Raw genomic sequence first — 15,270 nt, forward strand, 5'->3', positions numbered from 1 at the left:
ACGAATCATCTAATCCGTGGTACCACCCGAATTGACAGGCGCCTTTGCCTATCCACTCTTGTCACTTAACGCGTGCAACGTGTCATCCTAGCTGCATGTGATATTCTGCAGTTCAGATCACCTGCTCCGGAGTGTTCCCTTCGCCAGCTTCCGCAAACAGCGCTCTCAGTCGGTGACGCTGTATTCCTGTCGTTTCCCTTGGCAAGAGTCTCTTTCATAGCATTTACAAAATAGTTTTTCAACTTAGATTTATAATATTCGCACAAATCAAATCTGTCAAGCGTTTTTTATTGTAACAGTTCAGCCATGGACATATCCGAGCGCAAAAATCATGCTTGAATGATTTTTCGAACGAATATGTTCATGAGATGAGCGCCGGTTTATGAGCAAAGGTAGTCACGAAGTGATGGAAAGCGTGTCAACGCGACTTTGCGAATGGCGCGGGCTGAACGGAAGATTAGTTGCTGCAACTTTAGTTGCTGCAACTTTAGTTGCATGCACTCTTGAACTGATTCCAGATCTCCGCATGCAGATCCTCTGCCTCCTGGGAGATATTCTGCACGATCTCGCCCTCCGCTGCATCTTCCGGCAATACGATCATTTTCTTCATGTCGTCGGAAATATACTCTTCCGCAGCTTTGTTGGTGCAGTAGTAGCCGATATACTCATAGCATTTCGCCGCATTCTCAGGATCGTTGATATAGTCCAAAAATGCATAAGCCGCATCTGCATTGGGTGCCTGGGAAGGTATAAATCCGGCCATGATGCCGAAGCCCAGTCCCTCCTTGGGATATACCACTTCCAGATCCGGTCTCGCCTGCAGTGCCGCAGATACCTGGGAAGTATACAGGAACGCTGCTGCCACCTCACCGCTGATCAGATAATCCTGCGTATTATTGTCATTGATCACACGGATATTGGGAGCCAGACTCAGAAGCTTCTCTCCTGCTGCCCGGATCACATCCAGATCCTCGGTGTTAAAGGATTCTCCCATGGTCTTTAAGGTGATGCCGTCGATAACACGATAGTTTGCCGTCAGTGCCACGTTATTTTCCAGTGCCGGATTCCACAGATCCTCATAGCCTGTGATCTTCACATCCGTCAGTCCCGGATCGTATACGATCAGAGGTATGCCCGCTCCGTAGGGCACGGTATATTCGTTCTTCGGGTCATAGAACTGAGACATAAATACAGGATTCAGGTTATCATAAGTACTGATCCTGGAAGTATCCAGCTTCTGAGCCAGGCCCTCCTGAATGGCCAGCTCAATGATATAGTCATCCGCAATGACCAGATCGTAATCACCGCCCTTGGTTTCTTCCAGCTTCGCCAGCATGTCTTCATCATAATCAAAGTTGGAATAATTGATACGGATACCGGTCTCTTTTTCAAAACCATCTAAAATCTCCTGGGGGAACATGCCGTCCCAGGTATAGAGATTCAGTTCTCCCTTATCTTCTTTCCCGCCTGCTCCACAGCCGGTAAACAACGTGGCCAGCATGGTCGCTGCCAACAGCATTGCCAGCTTTTTCTTCATAATCTCCTCCTTCGATACAGTTCTCCTGCATCATCTGCTATGCATTTTTATGTTGTTATTTATCCGCAATTGCATTTGCGGAATCGTTCTTTCCTCATTTTCCCCCGGCAGCTTTCTCTACAGCTGTCTGCGACTTACGTCCCAGCACATACGCTCCCGCCAGACACAACAATATCACAAACAGCATCACTGTTGCAAGTGCATTGATCTCCGGGGTCACGCCGGTCTTTAATTTCGTATAGATCTTCACCGGCAGGGTGTTGACCTTCGGTCCGGTGACGAAAATACTGATCACCACATCATCGAAGGACATGGCAAATGCAAGCAGCACTCCCGACAGGATCGCCGGCAGGATCTGCGGCAATATCACATCCCGGAATACCTGCCATTTTGTGGCTCCCAGATCCAGTGCCGCCTCTTCCAGCGACCGGTCCATTCCCACCAGTCTCGCCCGCACCATAGTGAACACATAGGGCACACAGAACGTGGTATGGGCGATCACCAGCGTGACCATACCAAAGGGCAGTCCCATCAGGGAAAATACGGACAAAAATACCATGCCCAGAATGATCTCCGGGATCATGATGGGGAGTGTGGACACATAGGCCACTGCATCGTCCAGTTTCCGTTTTCTGCGGCTCATCCCCAGTGCTCCCGAAGTGCCGATCAACACCGCAAAGGCACAGCTAAGTACCGCAAGGATCAGGCTGTTGATCAGTGCTTCCCCCAGATCTCTGTCCCGGAACAACTCCCGGTACCATTTCAGGGAAAAGCCTTCCCACACAGAGGTCAGTTTGGAAGCATTAAAGGAATACGCCACCGTCAGCAGGATTGGAATATAGGTCAGCACTGTGATCACCGCCACATATACAAAGGGCCATTTTTTCTTTTTCATACGCTACATCATCCCTTCCAGCTGTGAGGTTCCGGTGATCTTGCGGTACAGACGAATCATCACCGAAGTCAGCACCATCAGTACTGCGGACAGCGCCGCCGCAAAGGGCTGATTCCGTCCCTTGGTGATCTGTTCCTGAATCACACTGCCCACCAGCACGATCTTATTGCCGCCCAGGATATCCGCTATGAAAAACAGTCCCATGGACGGAATAAAGGACAGCACCACGCCGGACAAAAGTCCCGGCAGCGTCAGCCGGAAGCTGACGGTCCAGAAGGCTTTCCACGCCGAGGCTCCCAGATCTCTGGAGGCTTCCACCAGAGAGGCATCCAGCTTCTCCGCACTGGAATACACCGCCAGGATCATAAAAGGCAGTAGCGAATAAACCATTCCCACTACCACCGCCGGATAAGTGTAAAGCAGCTTTAACGGCTGCTTCGTCAGGTGCAGCCCCATCAGGATCTTATCCAGTACACCATTGCTGCGAAAGACAATAATCCAGCCGTACAGGCGGATCAGCGCACTGGTCCAGAAAGGGATCATAATGAGCAACAGCATCCTGCGCTTCCAGACAGCGTTCATTTTTGCCATGAAATAGCCGTACGGATATCCGATCAGCGCCACGAAAAAGGTGGCGGTAAACGCCAGCTTCAACGACTGCCAGAAAGTATCCAGATACAGCGGTTCCAATATTCTTTTGTAATTGTCCAGCGTGAACGTAAAGTCCACACCCCAGACCTGTGCTCTCTGTAAAAAGCTTAACAGAAACAGATACAGGATCGGCAGAGCCACGAACAGAATCGTGAACACATACATAGGGATCATCAGTCCGACATTCCCGCTTCTCCTGCGGCTGTTACTTGTGATTTTCGTCTTTGTCATTATCTATTACCTTTACTGCGTCTTTCGCATCCCAGCCGATCTGCACCTTCTGTCCCGGCTGTAAGTCATTGTCGATTCCATAGCGGCTGGCGGTTATAGTCTGTCCGTCCGGCAGGCCAAACAGAATGCGCAGCTGCCCTCCGGCAAAGCTTTTTTCCACCACGACAGCCTCCTGTGTGCAGACTGCCTCCCCGTTCATCAGAATGTTTTCCGAGCGGATGGCAAAAGTCTCCCCATTTTTATGCAGAATATTCGCATTTCCCACAAAATCCGCCACATAGCTGGTCTGCGGCTGATAGTACACCTCATTGGGCGTCCCCAGCTGTTCCAGGATGCCTTCGTGCATGACACCGATGCGGTCCGACATATTGATGGCTTCTTCCTGATCGTGAGTGATGTAAATAAACGTGATCCCCAGCTGCTTCTGCAGACGTTTCAGTTCCAGCTGCATCTGCCTGCGCAGCTTCAGATCCAGTGCTCCCAGCGGTTCATCTAACAGCAATACTTTCGGCTCATTGATCACCGCTCTGGCAATGGCAATACGCTGCTTCTGTCCACCGGACAGCTGATCCGGCATCCGTTTTCCATACCCTTCCAGCTGTACCAGACGAAGGGCCTGCTCCACTCTCTCTGCAATCTCTGCCTTGGGAACTTTTCGGATCTTCAATCCATATCCTACGTTGTCCGACACATTCATATGCGGAAACAGGGCATAATTCTGGAACACCGTATTGACATCCCGTTTGTTCGGCTCACGGTTCGTAATGTCCTGTCCTTCCAGGATCACCTGTCCGGCATCCGGCAGTTCCAACCCCGCAATAATACGCAGCGTCGTGGTCTTGCCGCAGCCGGAAGCTCCCAACAGGGTAATAAATTCTCCCTGTGCCACCTCCAGATCGATGCCTTTTAATACTTCTGTATTGTCAAATGATTTCCGGATCTGCCGCAGTTGTAATATACTTTCGCCCATGCACCGGCTCCTTTCCTCATTTTCGTATATCATTTTTGATACAGATTCTACCGTATTTTTTTATCTCAGTCAATCCTTTATCCCCAGGCGATAAAAACGATAGAAACAGGCTGCGGGCTTCAGAGCCGCCAGAATATCAGGCATTAAAAAAATGCCAAGCCACAGGTTTTCATCCTGGGCTCAGCACCATATTTTACAGCTCAACAACCCGGTCATTCACCTGTGTAAAGCTGCCTCCGTCCATATTTTTACGTACAAAGGGAACACCCCTGCGCACATAGTATACATTATCCTGAAGCAGGGCATCCGGATTCTCTGACGGGCTGATCGTACCACCGAGATCATCATAGCTGATATTATCGCGGAAGGTATTATGGATCGCCTCCTGCAGACAGAACATCACACAGCCGCCTTCATTCTGCCTGCTGTAATTGGATTCATACACCGTTCCGTCCCCGGAATCCGCATCATATGCCATGCCGTCCTGATTGAGTCTGGTGTCCGTGACTTCATTATAACGAAACAGGGCATCCTTGCATTTCCAGGGCCAGATCCCGGCTGCCACTTTTCCCATCCGGTCGCCCGGCTCGCAATAGATCCGGTCATTGATCTCGCAGGCCACAGAGTCTGCCATATTATGCTCCACCAGAGGACGCAGGGCATACATCGGCGTGATCCCATCCCCACCGGCCTCTTTTACATAATTATTCCGTATCTGCATATTTTCATGCCCATATTTCAGAAAAACCCCTTCATCGAGTTCTGCTCCCCGGAACTTATCATGGGCATAGGTATAGCCTGCTGCAATGCCCCAGCGGCTGACCCGGTGCACGAAGCAGCCTTCTATAACGACATCCCGATACCGTGCCACACCCGTCAGCTCCTCACATTCCGGACGGAGCGCTGTCATATAGATCCCACCGTTGTTCATGTGTTTATCGTAGACATTCCCATGGACATCATGGATCCACAGATTCCTAAGTGTGATGCCGCCCCGCACCCCTTTGTCCTTAGCCACCACAGCCACACCGGTACGGTTCATTTTCTCACCCAGACTATAACGCTCTCCCGGGATCATGCTACCTTCATTCGTGATCTCCAGATCCTCGACCACAATATGCTCCGCATCGTACAAAAGCACTGCGGAAGATACATAGCCGTGATACACATGCGTAGGCGAATCCAGCGGAGTCCCATAATCCTGATACCAGATCCCCTGTCCGCAGGCATCGATCCGCGGCGGTGCATCTGCTGTGCCGTATGCTCCGATCACGATCGGTGCCTCTTTCGTACCGCTGTCTGTCACATGCAGATATTGTCCGTTAAATACACTGCCCCGCTCCAGCAGGACACGGTCGCCCGGCTGCAGGTGTCTTCGATTGACAGCAGACAGACTGGCAAACGCCGTACTGCATGTGCGTCCGTCATTTTCATCACTGCCTGTTCTCTGACTCACATAATATGTCGCAGATAAGCTTGTCATATGCATCCTCCCGTAACCGTTTCTCAATGATCTGTGACACCTCCTCATAGGTAAAATAATCCCCATGATAGCGTCCGAACAGATCTCTGTTCTGTTCGTAAAAATCCCGTTTCTCCTGCTCCGTGAAATCCGGGCAGAAGCCACCTTCCCGGACCTTCTCACACGGCTGCACAAAATCCAGCTTCAGGCGGGTCAGCTCATATTGCAGATACGCCGGTGCGGAAAAATAATGCGGTCCGTAGAACCGCTGTCCTTCCTGTTCCATTCTCCGCAGCTCTTCATTGTGCTTCTGTCGTCGGGTCTCCAGACCCTCCATGGTGGGATCCTCGATCAGGCCCATTCTATGCGCCAAAAGGAAGGCTCCCTGAGCCTTCCTGATATGCGCCTGTGTCATAGTTTCCTGTTTTGGCATTTTCTGTTGCATTATTTCACTGCTCCCGTAATTCCATTTGCAAAGCTCTTCTGTAAACACAGGAAGATGATCGCTGTAGGAAGTGTACAGATCAATACTCCCAGCATCAGCATACCATAATCCACACTGTATCCACTCTTCAGATTGGCTACTAACATCGGCATGGTGATCGCCTTGCTGTCCTGTAAAATGATCGTTGGCCACAGATAATTGTTCCACGCATTCATAAATGTAACCGTCATCGCCGCTCCATAGGTAGATTTCATCACCGGAATGAACATCCGGAAGAAAATCTGTATTTCGCTCAGACCTTCCAGTCTGGCAGCCTCGATAATATCATGAGGGAAAGAACGTGCCGCCTGCCGGAAAAGCATGATCATAAACGGAGTTGAGATGGATGGCAGTGCCAGTGCGATCCAGGTATTTACCAGCTTCCAGGAGGTAAACATCTTGAACAGGGGGATCATGATCGCTACGAACGGAAGCATCATTGCCAGCAGCAGAATACTCATCAGAATATCCTTGCCCTTATCATGATAGATCTCAAATCCATAACCGGCAATGGAACAGATCAGCAGTGTCACAACCGTGATCACGATCGCATTGCGGAAGGAGTTAAACATCGCAAGTCCCAGATTCTGCATGTCGACCAGGGTCTTGAAATTCTCGATCAGATAGGTACCCGGGATCAGCCGTCCTCTTACCACATCAATACTCTGGTTAGTCGCACCGCACAGCATATAATACAGTGGAAATGCCGACAGAAAACTTGCTATCACTAAGATCGTGTAGGAAATTATTTGTTTGAATTTAGTCACGTTTGTCACCCACCTTCATCTGAATTGCAGACAGAACCGCTACCATCACAAGTATGCATACAGACAACGCTGCCGCATAATTAAATTTCGGTGTCTCCACAAAGGAGATATTGTAAATGTAATGCGCCAATGTCATTGTAGATTTTCCGGGACCGCCTGCCGTCAGGTTCATAGACTCATCGAACAGCTGCAGTGTTCCCGAAGTAGACATGATCGCCGTCATCAGAATGGTCGGCTTTAACAACGGTATCGTGATCTTCATGAACTGCTGGAACGGTGTCGCTCCGTCGATATAGCTTGCCTCATATACAGAATAATCGATATTCTGCAATCCTGCCAGATAGAATACCATATTATATCCGGTCCATCTCCAGATCAGTGCGATCACAATGACCCATCGCGCCGGCCATGTACTCTGGAACCAGTCCACAGAAGACAGTCCGATGGCCATCAGCACTCTGTTGACCACTCCATCCGGAGCAAACAATGACTTAAATATCATGGAATAAGATACCAGTGACGTTGCACACGGAAGGAAGATTAAAGTGCGGAAAATACCTTTTCCTTTTATCTTAGGATTATTCAGCAGCTGCGCCAGCATCAGTGCCAGCACAAGCATGATCGGTACCTGAATCACAAAATAAAAGAAGGTATTGAACAAGCATTGCTGGAATGTCTTATCCTTGAGGATCCTGGCATAATTCGCTGCACCATTAAAGACTCCTCCTGTCTTCCGGAAGGAAAGAAGGATGGCCTGTGACATCGGATAGAAACAAAATACAAATATTAAAATCGATGCCGGGAGCAGGAATGCCCATCCGGTCAGATTATGCTTTTTTTCCAAACTTAATTTTGCTTTCTTCTTTTCCATGTTTCTCTCCTACAACAGTACCGGGAACGCACTGCTGCACCCCCGGTACTATCCAGTTTCCATACTCTGGTGATTATTCGGCGATATTAAACTCTACGGTATCCTGAGCGTTCTTGATCTCTGTATCGATATCAGCGTTCTTCTGTACAACGTTGGTGATCGCATCTGTCAGTGCGCTTCTGATGTCAGAGTAGTATGCACCGTAGTCAATTCCGGGAACATGTCCGGCGAACTCTACGATATCCTTGTACACTGCCTGACCGCCGTAGAACTCATTGCCCTCATTATAGGTCTCAGACTGTGCTGCGGGCAGGTAACTTGCGATTGCTCCTGCATTTACCAGCAGATCATCGTATAAATCTACATCCGCACCAAAGGTAGCGTTCAGGAAATCAAATGCCAGATCGGTATTTTTGCAGTTAGAAGATACTGCCCAGCTGGCGCCTCCGCAGTTAGCGTAGTTGGTTGCGCCTTCTACATCATCTAACTTAGGCATGTTTACGATTGCCCATTTGCCTGCCTGGTCATCTGCTGCCTGAATGGAGGACATGATCCAGCAGCCCTGGATAACGCCTGCAGCGGTACCCTTGTTCATGGAAGCGATATACTGATCCCAGTCGGTATAATCAGCCATGATTCCTTCATCGATCAGCTGCTTGTAGGTCTCGATCGCTTTCTTCAGCGCTTTGTTGTCTACCAGGGATACTTTGCCATCTACCATGGGGGAAGCACCTGCAGACTGTAACATTTCGATCACGATCTCAGAACCGCCGGAGCAGGTCAGCATAGGAACATCATTCGCAGCCATTACCTTCTTAGACAGCTCCATGAACTCAGACCATGTGGTATCCTTGAAATCTTCTACCTTAAGGCCTGCTGCTTCTACCATATCGGAACGGATCGCCATGATGGTAGCACCATTATCAAAAGGAATACCATAATGTGTTCCATCTACAGTGGAGTCAGCCAGCTTACCCATAGAGAACTGGGAGAAATCAATTCCGCAGTCATCCAGTGCTGTGAAGATTCCGGGATAATTGGTTGCATTTTTGTGGAAGGAATAATCCTGCATCAGGAAGATATCAGGTAAAGTGCTGTAATCACCAGCTTCAGCCGCTGTGATCAGAGCAGTCTCGATATCGCTATATACCTTCTCCTGAATGTCTAACTTGAAGTTGGGATGATCCACCTGATATGCCTTCTCTGCCTGCTTCATTGCATAGACATTGAAGTTAGGATCCCAGCACCATACGGTCAGTGTCTCGTCTTCTGCGGAAGCAGTCGTTTCTGCTGCTGCCTCTGTTTCCTTGGATGCCTCGCTGGGTGCTGCGCTCTGCGCATCATTGCCGGCAGGCTTGCTGCCACAGCCGGTCAGCATGGACACGGTCATTGCCGCTGCTAAAAGCACGCTTAATACTTTCTTTTTCATCTTAAATAACCTCCTTATACTTGTAAAGTACTACCTTATAAAATATGAAATGCTTTTTGCTTTCCATAAGTTACCTGTCTTCCATATCGTCCACCCAACGCATTTCGCCGGGCTTCAGATCCAGCACATACGCACATTTTCCTTTGATATACAGCTCTGTGTGCTGTGCCTGTGCAGAGTTGTTGATCACTGCGATCTTGCCGGTCTTCTGGAATACCGTTACTTCGGTATCCACATTCGTTACATAGTAACGCTTCATCTCCTGCTCCATGCCGGCTGCATAATAGATTGCCCGAAGCAGAAGCCTGCAGTTCTGGGGAGAATACGGAAGACCTGCAAAATATACGCTGTGTCCTCTGCCATATTCATTGACTACCAGCTGGCTGTATTCCCCATCCATCGCAAGGATCTGATAATGTCCGCCCTGCGCATAGACGCGGCTGGTGCCCTCTCCGAAATCCAAGGCTCCTTCAATATCCTCTAAGATAAAGTGATCGTCATTTTTCTCATTATATTTGTCTGTACTGAGAGAGAAGCACATCTCGCGGTCTACACCGAGCACATCGGACAATTGGAAATATCTTCCCTGATACTGATAAGCGGTAGGCTCACCCACACCGATGAAGCCACCTCCCTGATCCACAAAGCGTCTGATATTGGTCAGGACCTTTTCGTCGATCCAGTTCTCCGCGCCGCTGAATGCTGTGTACGCATCCCCGACATTAATGATGACCTTGATTTCCTCAGGGATGCCGTTCCTGACATCATCAAAGGAAATGAACTCGACCTCAAAAGGCATTCCGCTTAAGCATTCCAGTACTCCCTCTGCGGAATAAGTTTCCCTGTGCCAGATCGCATGATGTACCTGATTGGACATCCACCTTCTCTGACTGCCCCAGCAGTTCAGGATCGCCACCTTGAAGGGTGCCACATAGGAAGCTGTCCCCTGCATATTTTCATGGATCTCCCGAAACTGTGTTACTACATTCTGGATTTCCTCAATGAAACCGGGCCAATTACTTGCCAGCTTCAGATAACCTCCGTATCCGATCCTGTCCAGAGGAGACCTGAGTAATGCACGTCTTGCTTTTCTCCAGTTATCCCTTGCCTCTCCGATCGGGTCACCGCCCTCGCAGAACACATCCGGGAAAAAGTAAGGTAACAGCCGTCCTTCGGTATAATCCACTCCCTTGATATCAGAGATCATGCGGAGTGTCACACCGCTTCCGACAGAGCCTACCACTGCATCCAGTCCGATGCCTGCGAAATATTTACCGTAGGGCTCTGTTCCGATCCAATGATCTCCGAGGAACATCATAGCTTCCTTGCCATAAGAATGTACAATGTCTACCAGCTCCTTCGCCAGCGCACATACCTCGATCTGCTGGAACTCTATGAAATCCAGGAACTGTTTGCTGGGAACGCGGAACATGCTGTTGTGATATCCCTGATCCACAATGTACTCCGGGCGGAATTTGTAACCTGCCCATTTTTCAAACTGTTCCAGGATATAGGGGCTCACACTTGCGCTGTATCCAAACCACTCTACAAATTTTTCCCGCTTCTTGTCATCGAAGGTCAGTGTAAACTGATGGAAAAAGGTAGTGAAGCGGACCACATCGATATGAGGATTGTCTTCACACCATTTTCTCAGCTTGTCTTTCACATACTGTCTGGTCTTGGGCTGTCTCACATCGTAAGTGAGCTGATGCGGTGTATCCTTCCAGTCATTCGTGATGAAATTGTACATGTGTACCGGATCCCAGATCAAAAATGCCAGAAAGCTTACCGTATACTCATGATAGGGGATCGTACGGATCTCCACTTCACCGGATGCCTCATCAAATTCCCATGCATCCGTCGGCACCACTTCACCGGTCGTTCTGTCGATCACTTCCCACCAACGCTTCGGATCGTCCAGCGTGTTGACCTTAAGCTGCTCCGTATGGAAGCCTTCCATCAGTCGGATGCGGAGTGTTTTCCCTCTAGCGGTGATGCGGTTGCTGATCAGGTATTCCTGCTGGATCTCCTCCGGATGCTTCATTGCCCACGCATTATCCTTTCGCGTGGTATAATAAGTTGCATATTTCTTCACCGGCTCTGACAAAAGTGCTTCCGGCATTTCGGTTCCGTCACAGTCTCTTAACGCGTCTGCGCCCAGAAGATTTTTTAACCGTATTGTTTCGTCAATGATGTCTGCATCGGTCGGCAGCGTCAGTCTTCCTGTCATCGCATGTTTTCCTCCCCATCGCTTTTGTACTATCTTGCAGCTGATGATTAAAGTATATCGACTTCCGGACCTGATATCAATTTCTTTGTTGCTTGTTTTATTATGTTTATTGCTATTTTGTTACTAAAATGGTGGATTTTTTGAAATGATTATGTATAATATGCTTATCCAGATCATACATATTTTTATTTTTTCGTCTTTTTTACGAATGTTTTTGTGAAATGTTGTTCTTTTTATATATTCAATATAAAAAAATACGATAGACTTGAAAAAGTGCACAATAAAATAAGATAAAGAAGGTGTCTAGTTATGAGTAATGAATTTATCAATATTGATTCTGCAAACGCAAACAGTTCTCCGGAACATTTCCAGCTGCGTTACATCTCCATCTCCAAATACGAAGGTGACTGGCAGTCCCTTCCGCATACCCATCACTTTTCAGAACTGTTCTATGTCCTGCGGGGTGAGGGAGCCTTCTATATAGAGAATGAAAAGGTGCCTGTGAAGACGGACGATCTGGTCATCATCAACCCTTATGTAGAGCACACGGAGAAAACCCTTCCCAACGATCCCATGGAATATATCGTATTCGGTGTGGAAGGGCTCGCATTTTCCTTTTCCGGTGCAGGGCAGGACAACCCGAAGGGCTACAGCTTCTACAGCTACGGATCTGATAAAAAACAGTTCATCAACTTTGCCCAGCTGATGATGCAGGAATTCCGCGACAAGCTTCCCGGTTTTGAACAGGTATGTCACGGACTGCTTCAGGTGCTCCTGGTATATATTTCCCGGAAGCAGAACCTGTCTGTCATCTCCGACTCCTCCTTCCAATTATCCAAGGAATGTGCTCTGGCGAAACGCTATATCGACTCCAATTATTCCCAGAACATTACTTTGGATTCCCTGGCGGAGATCACGCATATCAACAAATTCTATCTGGCACACTCCTTTACCGAATGTGTCGGACAGTCTCCGATCAATTACCTGACAGACCGGAGACTGGAAGCCTGTAAGGAGCTTCTGGTATCCTCCAATCTGTCGGTAGCGCAGGTAGCCACCAGTGTCGGGTTTTCTTCGCAGTCTTATTTCTCACAGATCTTCCGCAAAAAGACCGGCATGACACCGCGCCAGTACCGGAGACGGTATGCCAGAAAATAATGTGTACACTCATAAAAGACCTCACAGTCGGCAGATGCGCCGGCAGTGAGGTCTTTTATAATGGACATTTATTCACTTATTTGATCCAGCCCCAGCATAATCCCAGATATTCCACCAGAAAATACATCCCCCGCAGCCATATCAGCACGGCACAGCCATAGAACATCCAGACATTTTCTTTCTGCCTGTCTGCGATTTTCCCTGCCATGGATAAAATCGCACAAATCAACAAAACCATCGTTCCGAAAGCCGCCCGATCCGGATAGTGTGGGGACAGGATCATGGCACCCCAGGACAACAGTGCCCCCAGCAATAACAGCACTGTATTTCTGCCCAGGTTTTCTTTCAGAATGCCTTTGCAGACGATCAGTGCAAATACCGTAAGCAGCAGGGCAGGGAACAGATACTCCATAACTCCCTTCGCTTCTGCGTAGCAGCGCAGATACATTCTCCACAGCAGGCTGTAGGCTTCTTCCCCCGTCTCCCCGCTGCGGACAAAATTGCCCGGTGCAGCGATCATCAGAATAGTTCCCGCCAGGCAGCTGATGTTTCCCAGATACATCCACACCGGAGCTTTTTTGTGCTCTCTGTGTCTTAACAGGATCACCAGAAGACTCAGGAGCCATACCGCAGGCCCCATATTCTCATTGCTCCAGCCTGCGATCAGTCCCAGTGGAAGGATCCAGATGACGATCCCCGGCAGATTTTTCTCCTCATATTTCAGGTAACAGAACAAAAATGCCAGCAGAAAACCCGCCATATACAGATAATTCGCTGCTCCGGCTTCCCAGAACATACTCATTTTCCAGTTGGCATTCAGCCCCAGGATCATCCCCAACGCTGCAAACCAGTACGGGAGCTTACGTCTGTCTGCTATCATGCAGGCCAGCCATCCCAACAGCAGTGTCATTCCTGTATTCAGGATATCCGCCCAGTGTTCTCCGGCCAGCAGGATCAGCTGCAGCAGTGCATGCGCCATGCTTCTGCCGCCCCAGTTGAAATAATGCCAGATCTGCGCACGGATAATGTCACTGAGATTCCGGATCGGTGTATCCGCATACAATACCGTCGAATACCACTCATCATCCATCATAAATTCGATCTCATAGTTGACGCGCCACACGATCAGTGCTGTCAATGCGATCAGTACCGGGCTGATCCACCGGATTGCTTTTTTCTGCTTTTCCTGCATATATCTGCTCCATTCCTCTTATGGCAAAGAACGGCTGCCTATAACTGAATCTTCTTCAGACGATCCACTGCCTCCACGGTATTCTCATAGCTTCCGAAAGCCGTCAGACGGAAATAATGCTCTCCGCTGGGTCCGAAACCGGATCCGGGCGTACCCACCACGTTGACATTCTCCAGAAGGTAATCGAAGAACTCCCAGCTGGTCATGCCGTTAGGCGCTTTCAGCCAGATATAGGGAGCGTTCACACCGCCGGATACCGTGAAGCCCGCTTCCTGCAAGCCCTTCAGGATATACTGTGCGTTGTTCATGTAATAAGCAACCTGCTCCTTCAGCTGTGCCTTGCCTGCTGCAGAGTATACTGCCTCACCGGCGCGCTGTACGATATAGGGTGCTCCATTGTATTTGGTGCCGTGTCTTCTTGCCCACAGTGCATGGAGGCTCACATCCCCTCTCTTTAAATCCTTGGGGATCACGGTAAAGCCCAGACGCACTCCGGTAAAGCCGGCATTCTTGGAGAAGGAACGGAACTCGATGGCACAGGTTCTGGCTCCTTCACATTCATAGATACTGTGAGGCACATCCGGTTCGGAAATATATGCTTCGTATGCCGCATCATAGAGAATGACAGCGCCTACCTTATTGGCATAGTCCACCCACTCCTGCAACTGCGCCTTGGTAATGGTGGCACCGGTAGGATTATTGGGGAAGCACAGATAGATCAGATCCGGGGTCTCCTTCGGCAGCTCCGGTGCAAAACCGTTCTCTGCCAGACAGGGCATATAGATCACATCACTCCAGGTCTCGGACTTCGGATCGTAAGTGCCGGTTCTGCCCGCCATAACATTAGAATCTACGTATACGGGGTAAACGGGGTCACATACTGCAATCTTGTTGTCCAGACTGAATATCTCCTGAATATTGCCGCAGTCACATTTTGCTCCGTCCGATACAAAGATCTCGTCCGGTGCAATGTCACAGCCTCTTGCCTTATAATCATTCTCTGCAATGGCATTGCGCAGGAATTCATAACCAAGGTCGGGAGCGTAACCATGAAAAGTCTCCGCTTTTCCCATCTCATCCACTGCACCGTGCAGCGCATCAATGATAGCGGGTGCCAAAGGCTGTGTCACGTCACCGATGCCCAGACGGATGATCTTCTTGTCCGGGTGTGCTGCGGAATACGCACTTACCTTTTTGCCGATGGTGGAAAATAAATAGCTTCCGGGAAGTTTTAAATAGTTGTCGTTTACTTTAAACATAGTACGTTCTCCTCTCTATTATCCCTGGTGCAGTATTGCTGTCACCTTGTTGTCGTAAATAAGCAATTTTTCCGCACTACGTGCTCTCAAAATTGCAACGAACATTCGTAATCCGGGCTGATCGCCCTACTTAC

Annotated in this window: 13 protein-coding genes; 1 reads left to right on the forward strand and 12 read right to left on the reverse strand. The window is 49.1% G+C overall.

Going from position 1 to position 15,270, the window contains the following annotated elements:
- Positions 1-487 precede the first annotated feature (487 nt).
- The 10 genes from OCV96_RS06080 to gnpA all read right to left on the reverse strand — a co-directional run bounded on the left by OCV96_RS06080 (position 488) and on the right by gnpA (position 11,527).
- Entirely contained in the window at positions 488-1,537 is a 1,050-nt protein-coding gene (locus tag OCV96_RS06080; RefSeq protein ID WP_118668983.1) for a polyamine ABC transporter substrate-binding protein, read from the reverse strand.
- A 94-nt stretch (positions 1,538-1,631) separates the two neighbouring features.
- Complete coding sequence (locus OCV96_RS06085) at positions 1,632-2,432, reverse strand: ABC transporter permease (RefSeq protein ID WP_118502243.1); 801 nt, start codon at positions 2,430-2,432, stop codon at positions 1,632-1,634.
- Positions 2,433-2,435: 3 nt separating this feature from the next.
- Positions 2,436-3,314 carry an ABC transporter permease gene (locus tag OCV96_RS06090; protein ID WP_262593819.1) on the reverse strand — a complete coding sequence of 293 codons (879 nt, stop codon included), beginning with the start codon at positions 3,312-3,314 and terminating at the stop codon, positions 2,436-2,438.
- Positions 3,289-4,284 (reverse strand): ABC transporter ATP-binding protein, encoded by a 996-nt coding sequence (locus OCV96_RS06095; protein ID WP_262593820.1) that lies wholly within the window; start codon positions 4,282-4,284, stop codon positions 3,289-3,291. The genes OCV96_RS06090 and OCV96_RS06095 overlap by 26 nt, the downstream gene beginning before the upstream one ends.
- Positions 4,285-4,477: 193 nt before the next feature.
- Positions 4,478-5,767 (reverse strand): right-handed parallel beta-helix repeat-containing protein, encoded by a 1,290-nt coding sequence (locus tag OCV96_RS06100; RefSeq protein WP_262593821.1) that lies wholly within the window; start codon positions 5,765-5,767, stop codon positions 4,478-4,480.
- Entirely contained in the window at positions 5,718-6,191 is a 474-nt protein-coding gene (locus OCV96_RS06105) for a hypothetical protein (protein ID WP_227064135.1), read from the reverse strand. The genes OCV96_RS06100 and OCV96_RS06105 overlap by 50 nt, the downstream gene beginning before the upstream one ends.
- A complete protein-coding gene (locus OCV96_RS06110) occupies positions 6,191-6,919 on the reverse strand; it encodes a carbohydrate ABC transporter permease (RefSeq protein WP_117464792.1) in 729 nt (242 codons plus the stop codon). The genes OCV96_RS06105 and OCV96_RS06110 overlap by 1 nt, the downstream gene beginning before the upstream one ends.
- Positions 6,920-6,989: 70 nt before the next feature.
- Positions 6,990-7,868 (reverse strand): carbohydrate ABC transporter permease, encoded by an 879-nt coding sequence (locus OCV96_RS06115; RefSeq protein ID WP_117464603.1) that lies wholly within the window; start codon positions 7,866-7,868, stop codon positions 6,990-6,992.
- Between the two features lie 73 nt (positions 7,869-7,941).
- On the reverse strand, positions 7,942-9,297 hold the full coding sequence (locus tag OCV96_RS06120; RefSeq protein WP_262593824.1) for an ABC transporter substrate-binding protein: 1,356 nt from the start codon (positions 9,295-9,297) through the stop codon (positions 7,942-7,944).
- Between the two features lie 70 nt (positions 9,298-9,367).
- On the reverse strand, positions 9,368-11,527 hold the full coding sequence (gene gnpA, locus OCV96_RS06125; RefSeq protein WP_262593825.1) for a 1,3-beta-galactosyl-N-acetylhexosamine phosphorylase: 2,160 nt from the start codon (positions 11,525-11,527) through the stop codon (positions 9,368-9,370).
- A 309-nt stretch (positions 11,528-11,836) separates the two neighbouring features.
- On the opposite strand from gnpA, the gene OCV96_RS06130 reads away from it, so the two are divergent.
- Complete coding sequence (locus OCV96_RS06130) at positions 11,837-12,685, forward strand: helix-turn-helix domain-containing protein (protein WP_262593826.1); 849 nt, start codon at positions 11,837-11,839, stop codon at positions 12,683-12,685.
- A 76-nt stretch (positions 12,686-12,761) separates the two neighbouring features.
- Here OCV96_RS06130 and OCV96_RS06135 read toward each other — a convergent pair whose 3' ends face one another.
- Together OCV96_RS06135 and OCV96_RS06140 are read right to left on the reverse strand one after the other, a co-directional pair.
- Positions 12,762-13,877, reverse strand: a complete 1,116-nt coding sequence (locus OCV96_RS06135) for a DUF6056 family protein (RefSeq protein WP_118537392.1) — start codon at positions 13,875-13,877, stop codon at positions 12,762-12,764.
- Between the two features lie 38 nt (positions 13,878-13,915).
- Entirely contained in the window at positions 13,916-15,136 is a 1,221-nt protein-coding gene (locus OCV96_RS06140) for an LL-diaminopimelate aminotransferase (protein ID WP_262593827.1), read from the reverse strand.
- Positions 15,137-15,270 lie beyond the last annotated feature (134 nt).

This window comes from Waltera acetigignens (assembly GCF_025567015.1).
Classification (GTDB): Bacteria; Bacillota; Clostridia; order Lachnospirales; family Lachnospiraceae; genus Acetatifactor; species Acetatifactor acetigignens.

What these genes read in the sequence shown, in the direction of transcription:
- OCV96_RS06080 (WP_118668983.1), bottom strand. Translation starts at nt 1,537, where the DNA reads ATGAAGAAAAAGCTGGCAATGCTGTTGGCAGCGACCATGCTGGCCACG.
- OCV96_RS06085 (WP_118502243.1), bottom strand. Translation starts at nt 2,432, where the DNA reads ATGAAAAAGAAAAAATGGCCCTTTGTATATGTGGCGGTGATCACAGTG.
- OCV96_RS06090 (WP_262593819.1), bottom strand. Translation starts at nt 3,314, where the DNA reads ATGACAAAGACGAAAATCACAAGTAACAGCCGCAGGAGAAGCGGGAAT.
- OCV96_RS06095 (WP_262593820.1), bottom strand. Translation starts at nt 4,284, where the DNA reads ATGGGCGAAAGTATATTACAACTGCGGCAGATCCGGAAATCATTTGAC.
- OCV96_RS06100 (WP_262593821.1), bottom strand. Translation starts at nt 5,767, where the DNA reads ATGACAAGCTTATCTGCGACATATTATGTGAGTCAGAGAACAGGCAGT.
- OCV96_RS06105 (WP_227064135.1), bottom strand. Translation starts at nt 6,191, where the DNA reads ATGCAACAGAAAATGCCAAAACAGGAAACTATGACACAGGCGCATATC.
- OCV96_RS06110 (WP_117464792.1), bottom strand. Translation starts at nt 6,919, where the DNA reads ATGCTGTGCGGTGCGACTAACCAGAGTATTGATGTGGTAAGAGGACGG.
- OCV96_RS06115 (WP_117464603.1), bottom strand. Translation starts at nt 7,868, where the DNA reads ATGGAAAAGAAGAAAGCAAAATTAAGTTTGGAAAAAAAGCATAATCTG.
- OCV96_RS06120 (WP_262593824.1), bottom strand. Translation starts at nt 9,297, where the DNA reads ATGAAAAAGAAAGTATTAAGCGTGCTTTTAGCAGCGGCAATGACCGTG.
- gnpA (WP_262593825.1), bottom strand. Translation starts at nt 11,527, where the DNA reads ATGACAGGAAGACTGACGCTGCCGACCGATGCAGACATCATTGACGAA.
- OCV96_RS06130 (WP_262593826.1), top strand. Translation starts at nt 11,837, where the DNA reads ATGAGTAATGAATTTATCAATATTGATTCTGCAAACGCAAACAGTTCT.
- OCV96_RS06135 (WP_118537392.1), bottom strand. Translation starts at nt 13,877, where the DNA reads ATGCAGGAAAAGCAGAAAAAAGCAATCCGGTGGATCAGCCCGGTACTG.
- OCV96_RS06140 (WP_262593827.1), bottom strand. Translation starts at nt 15,136, where the DNA reads ATGTTTAAAGTAAACGACAACTATTTAAAACTTCCCGGAAGCTATTTA.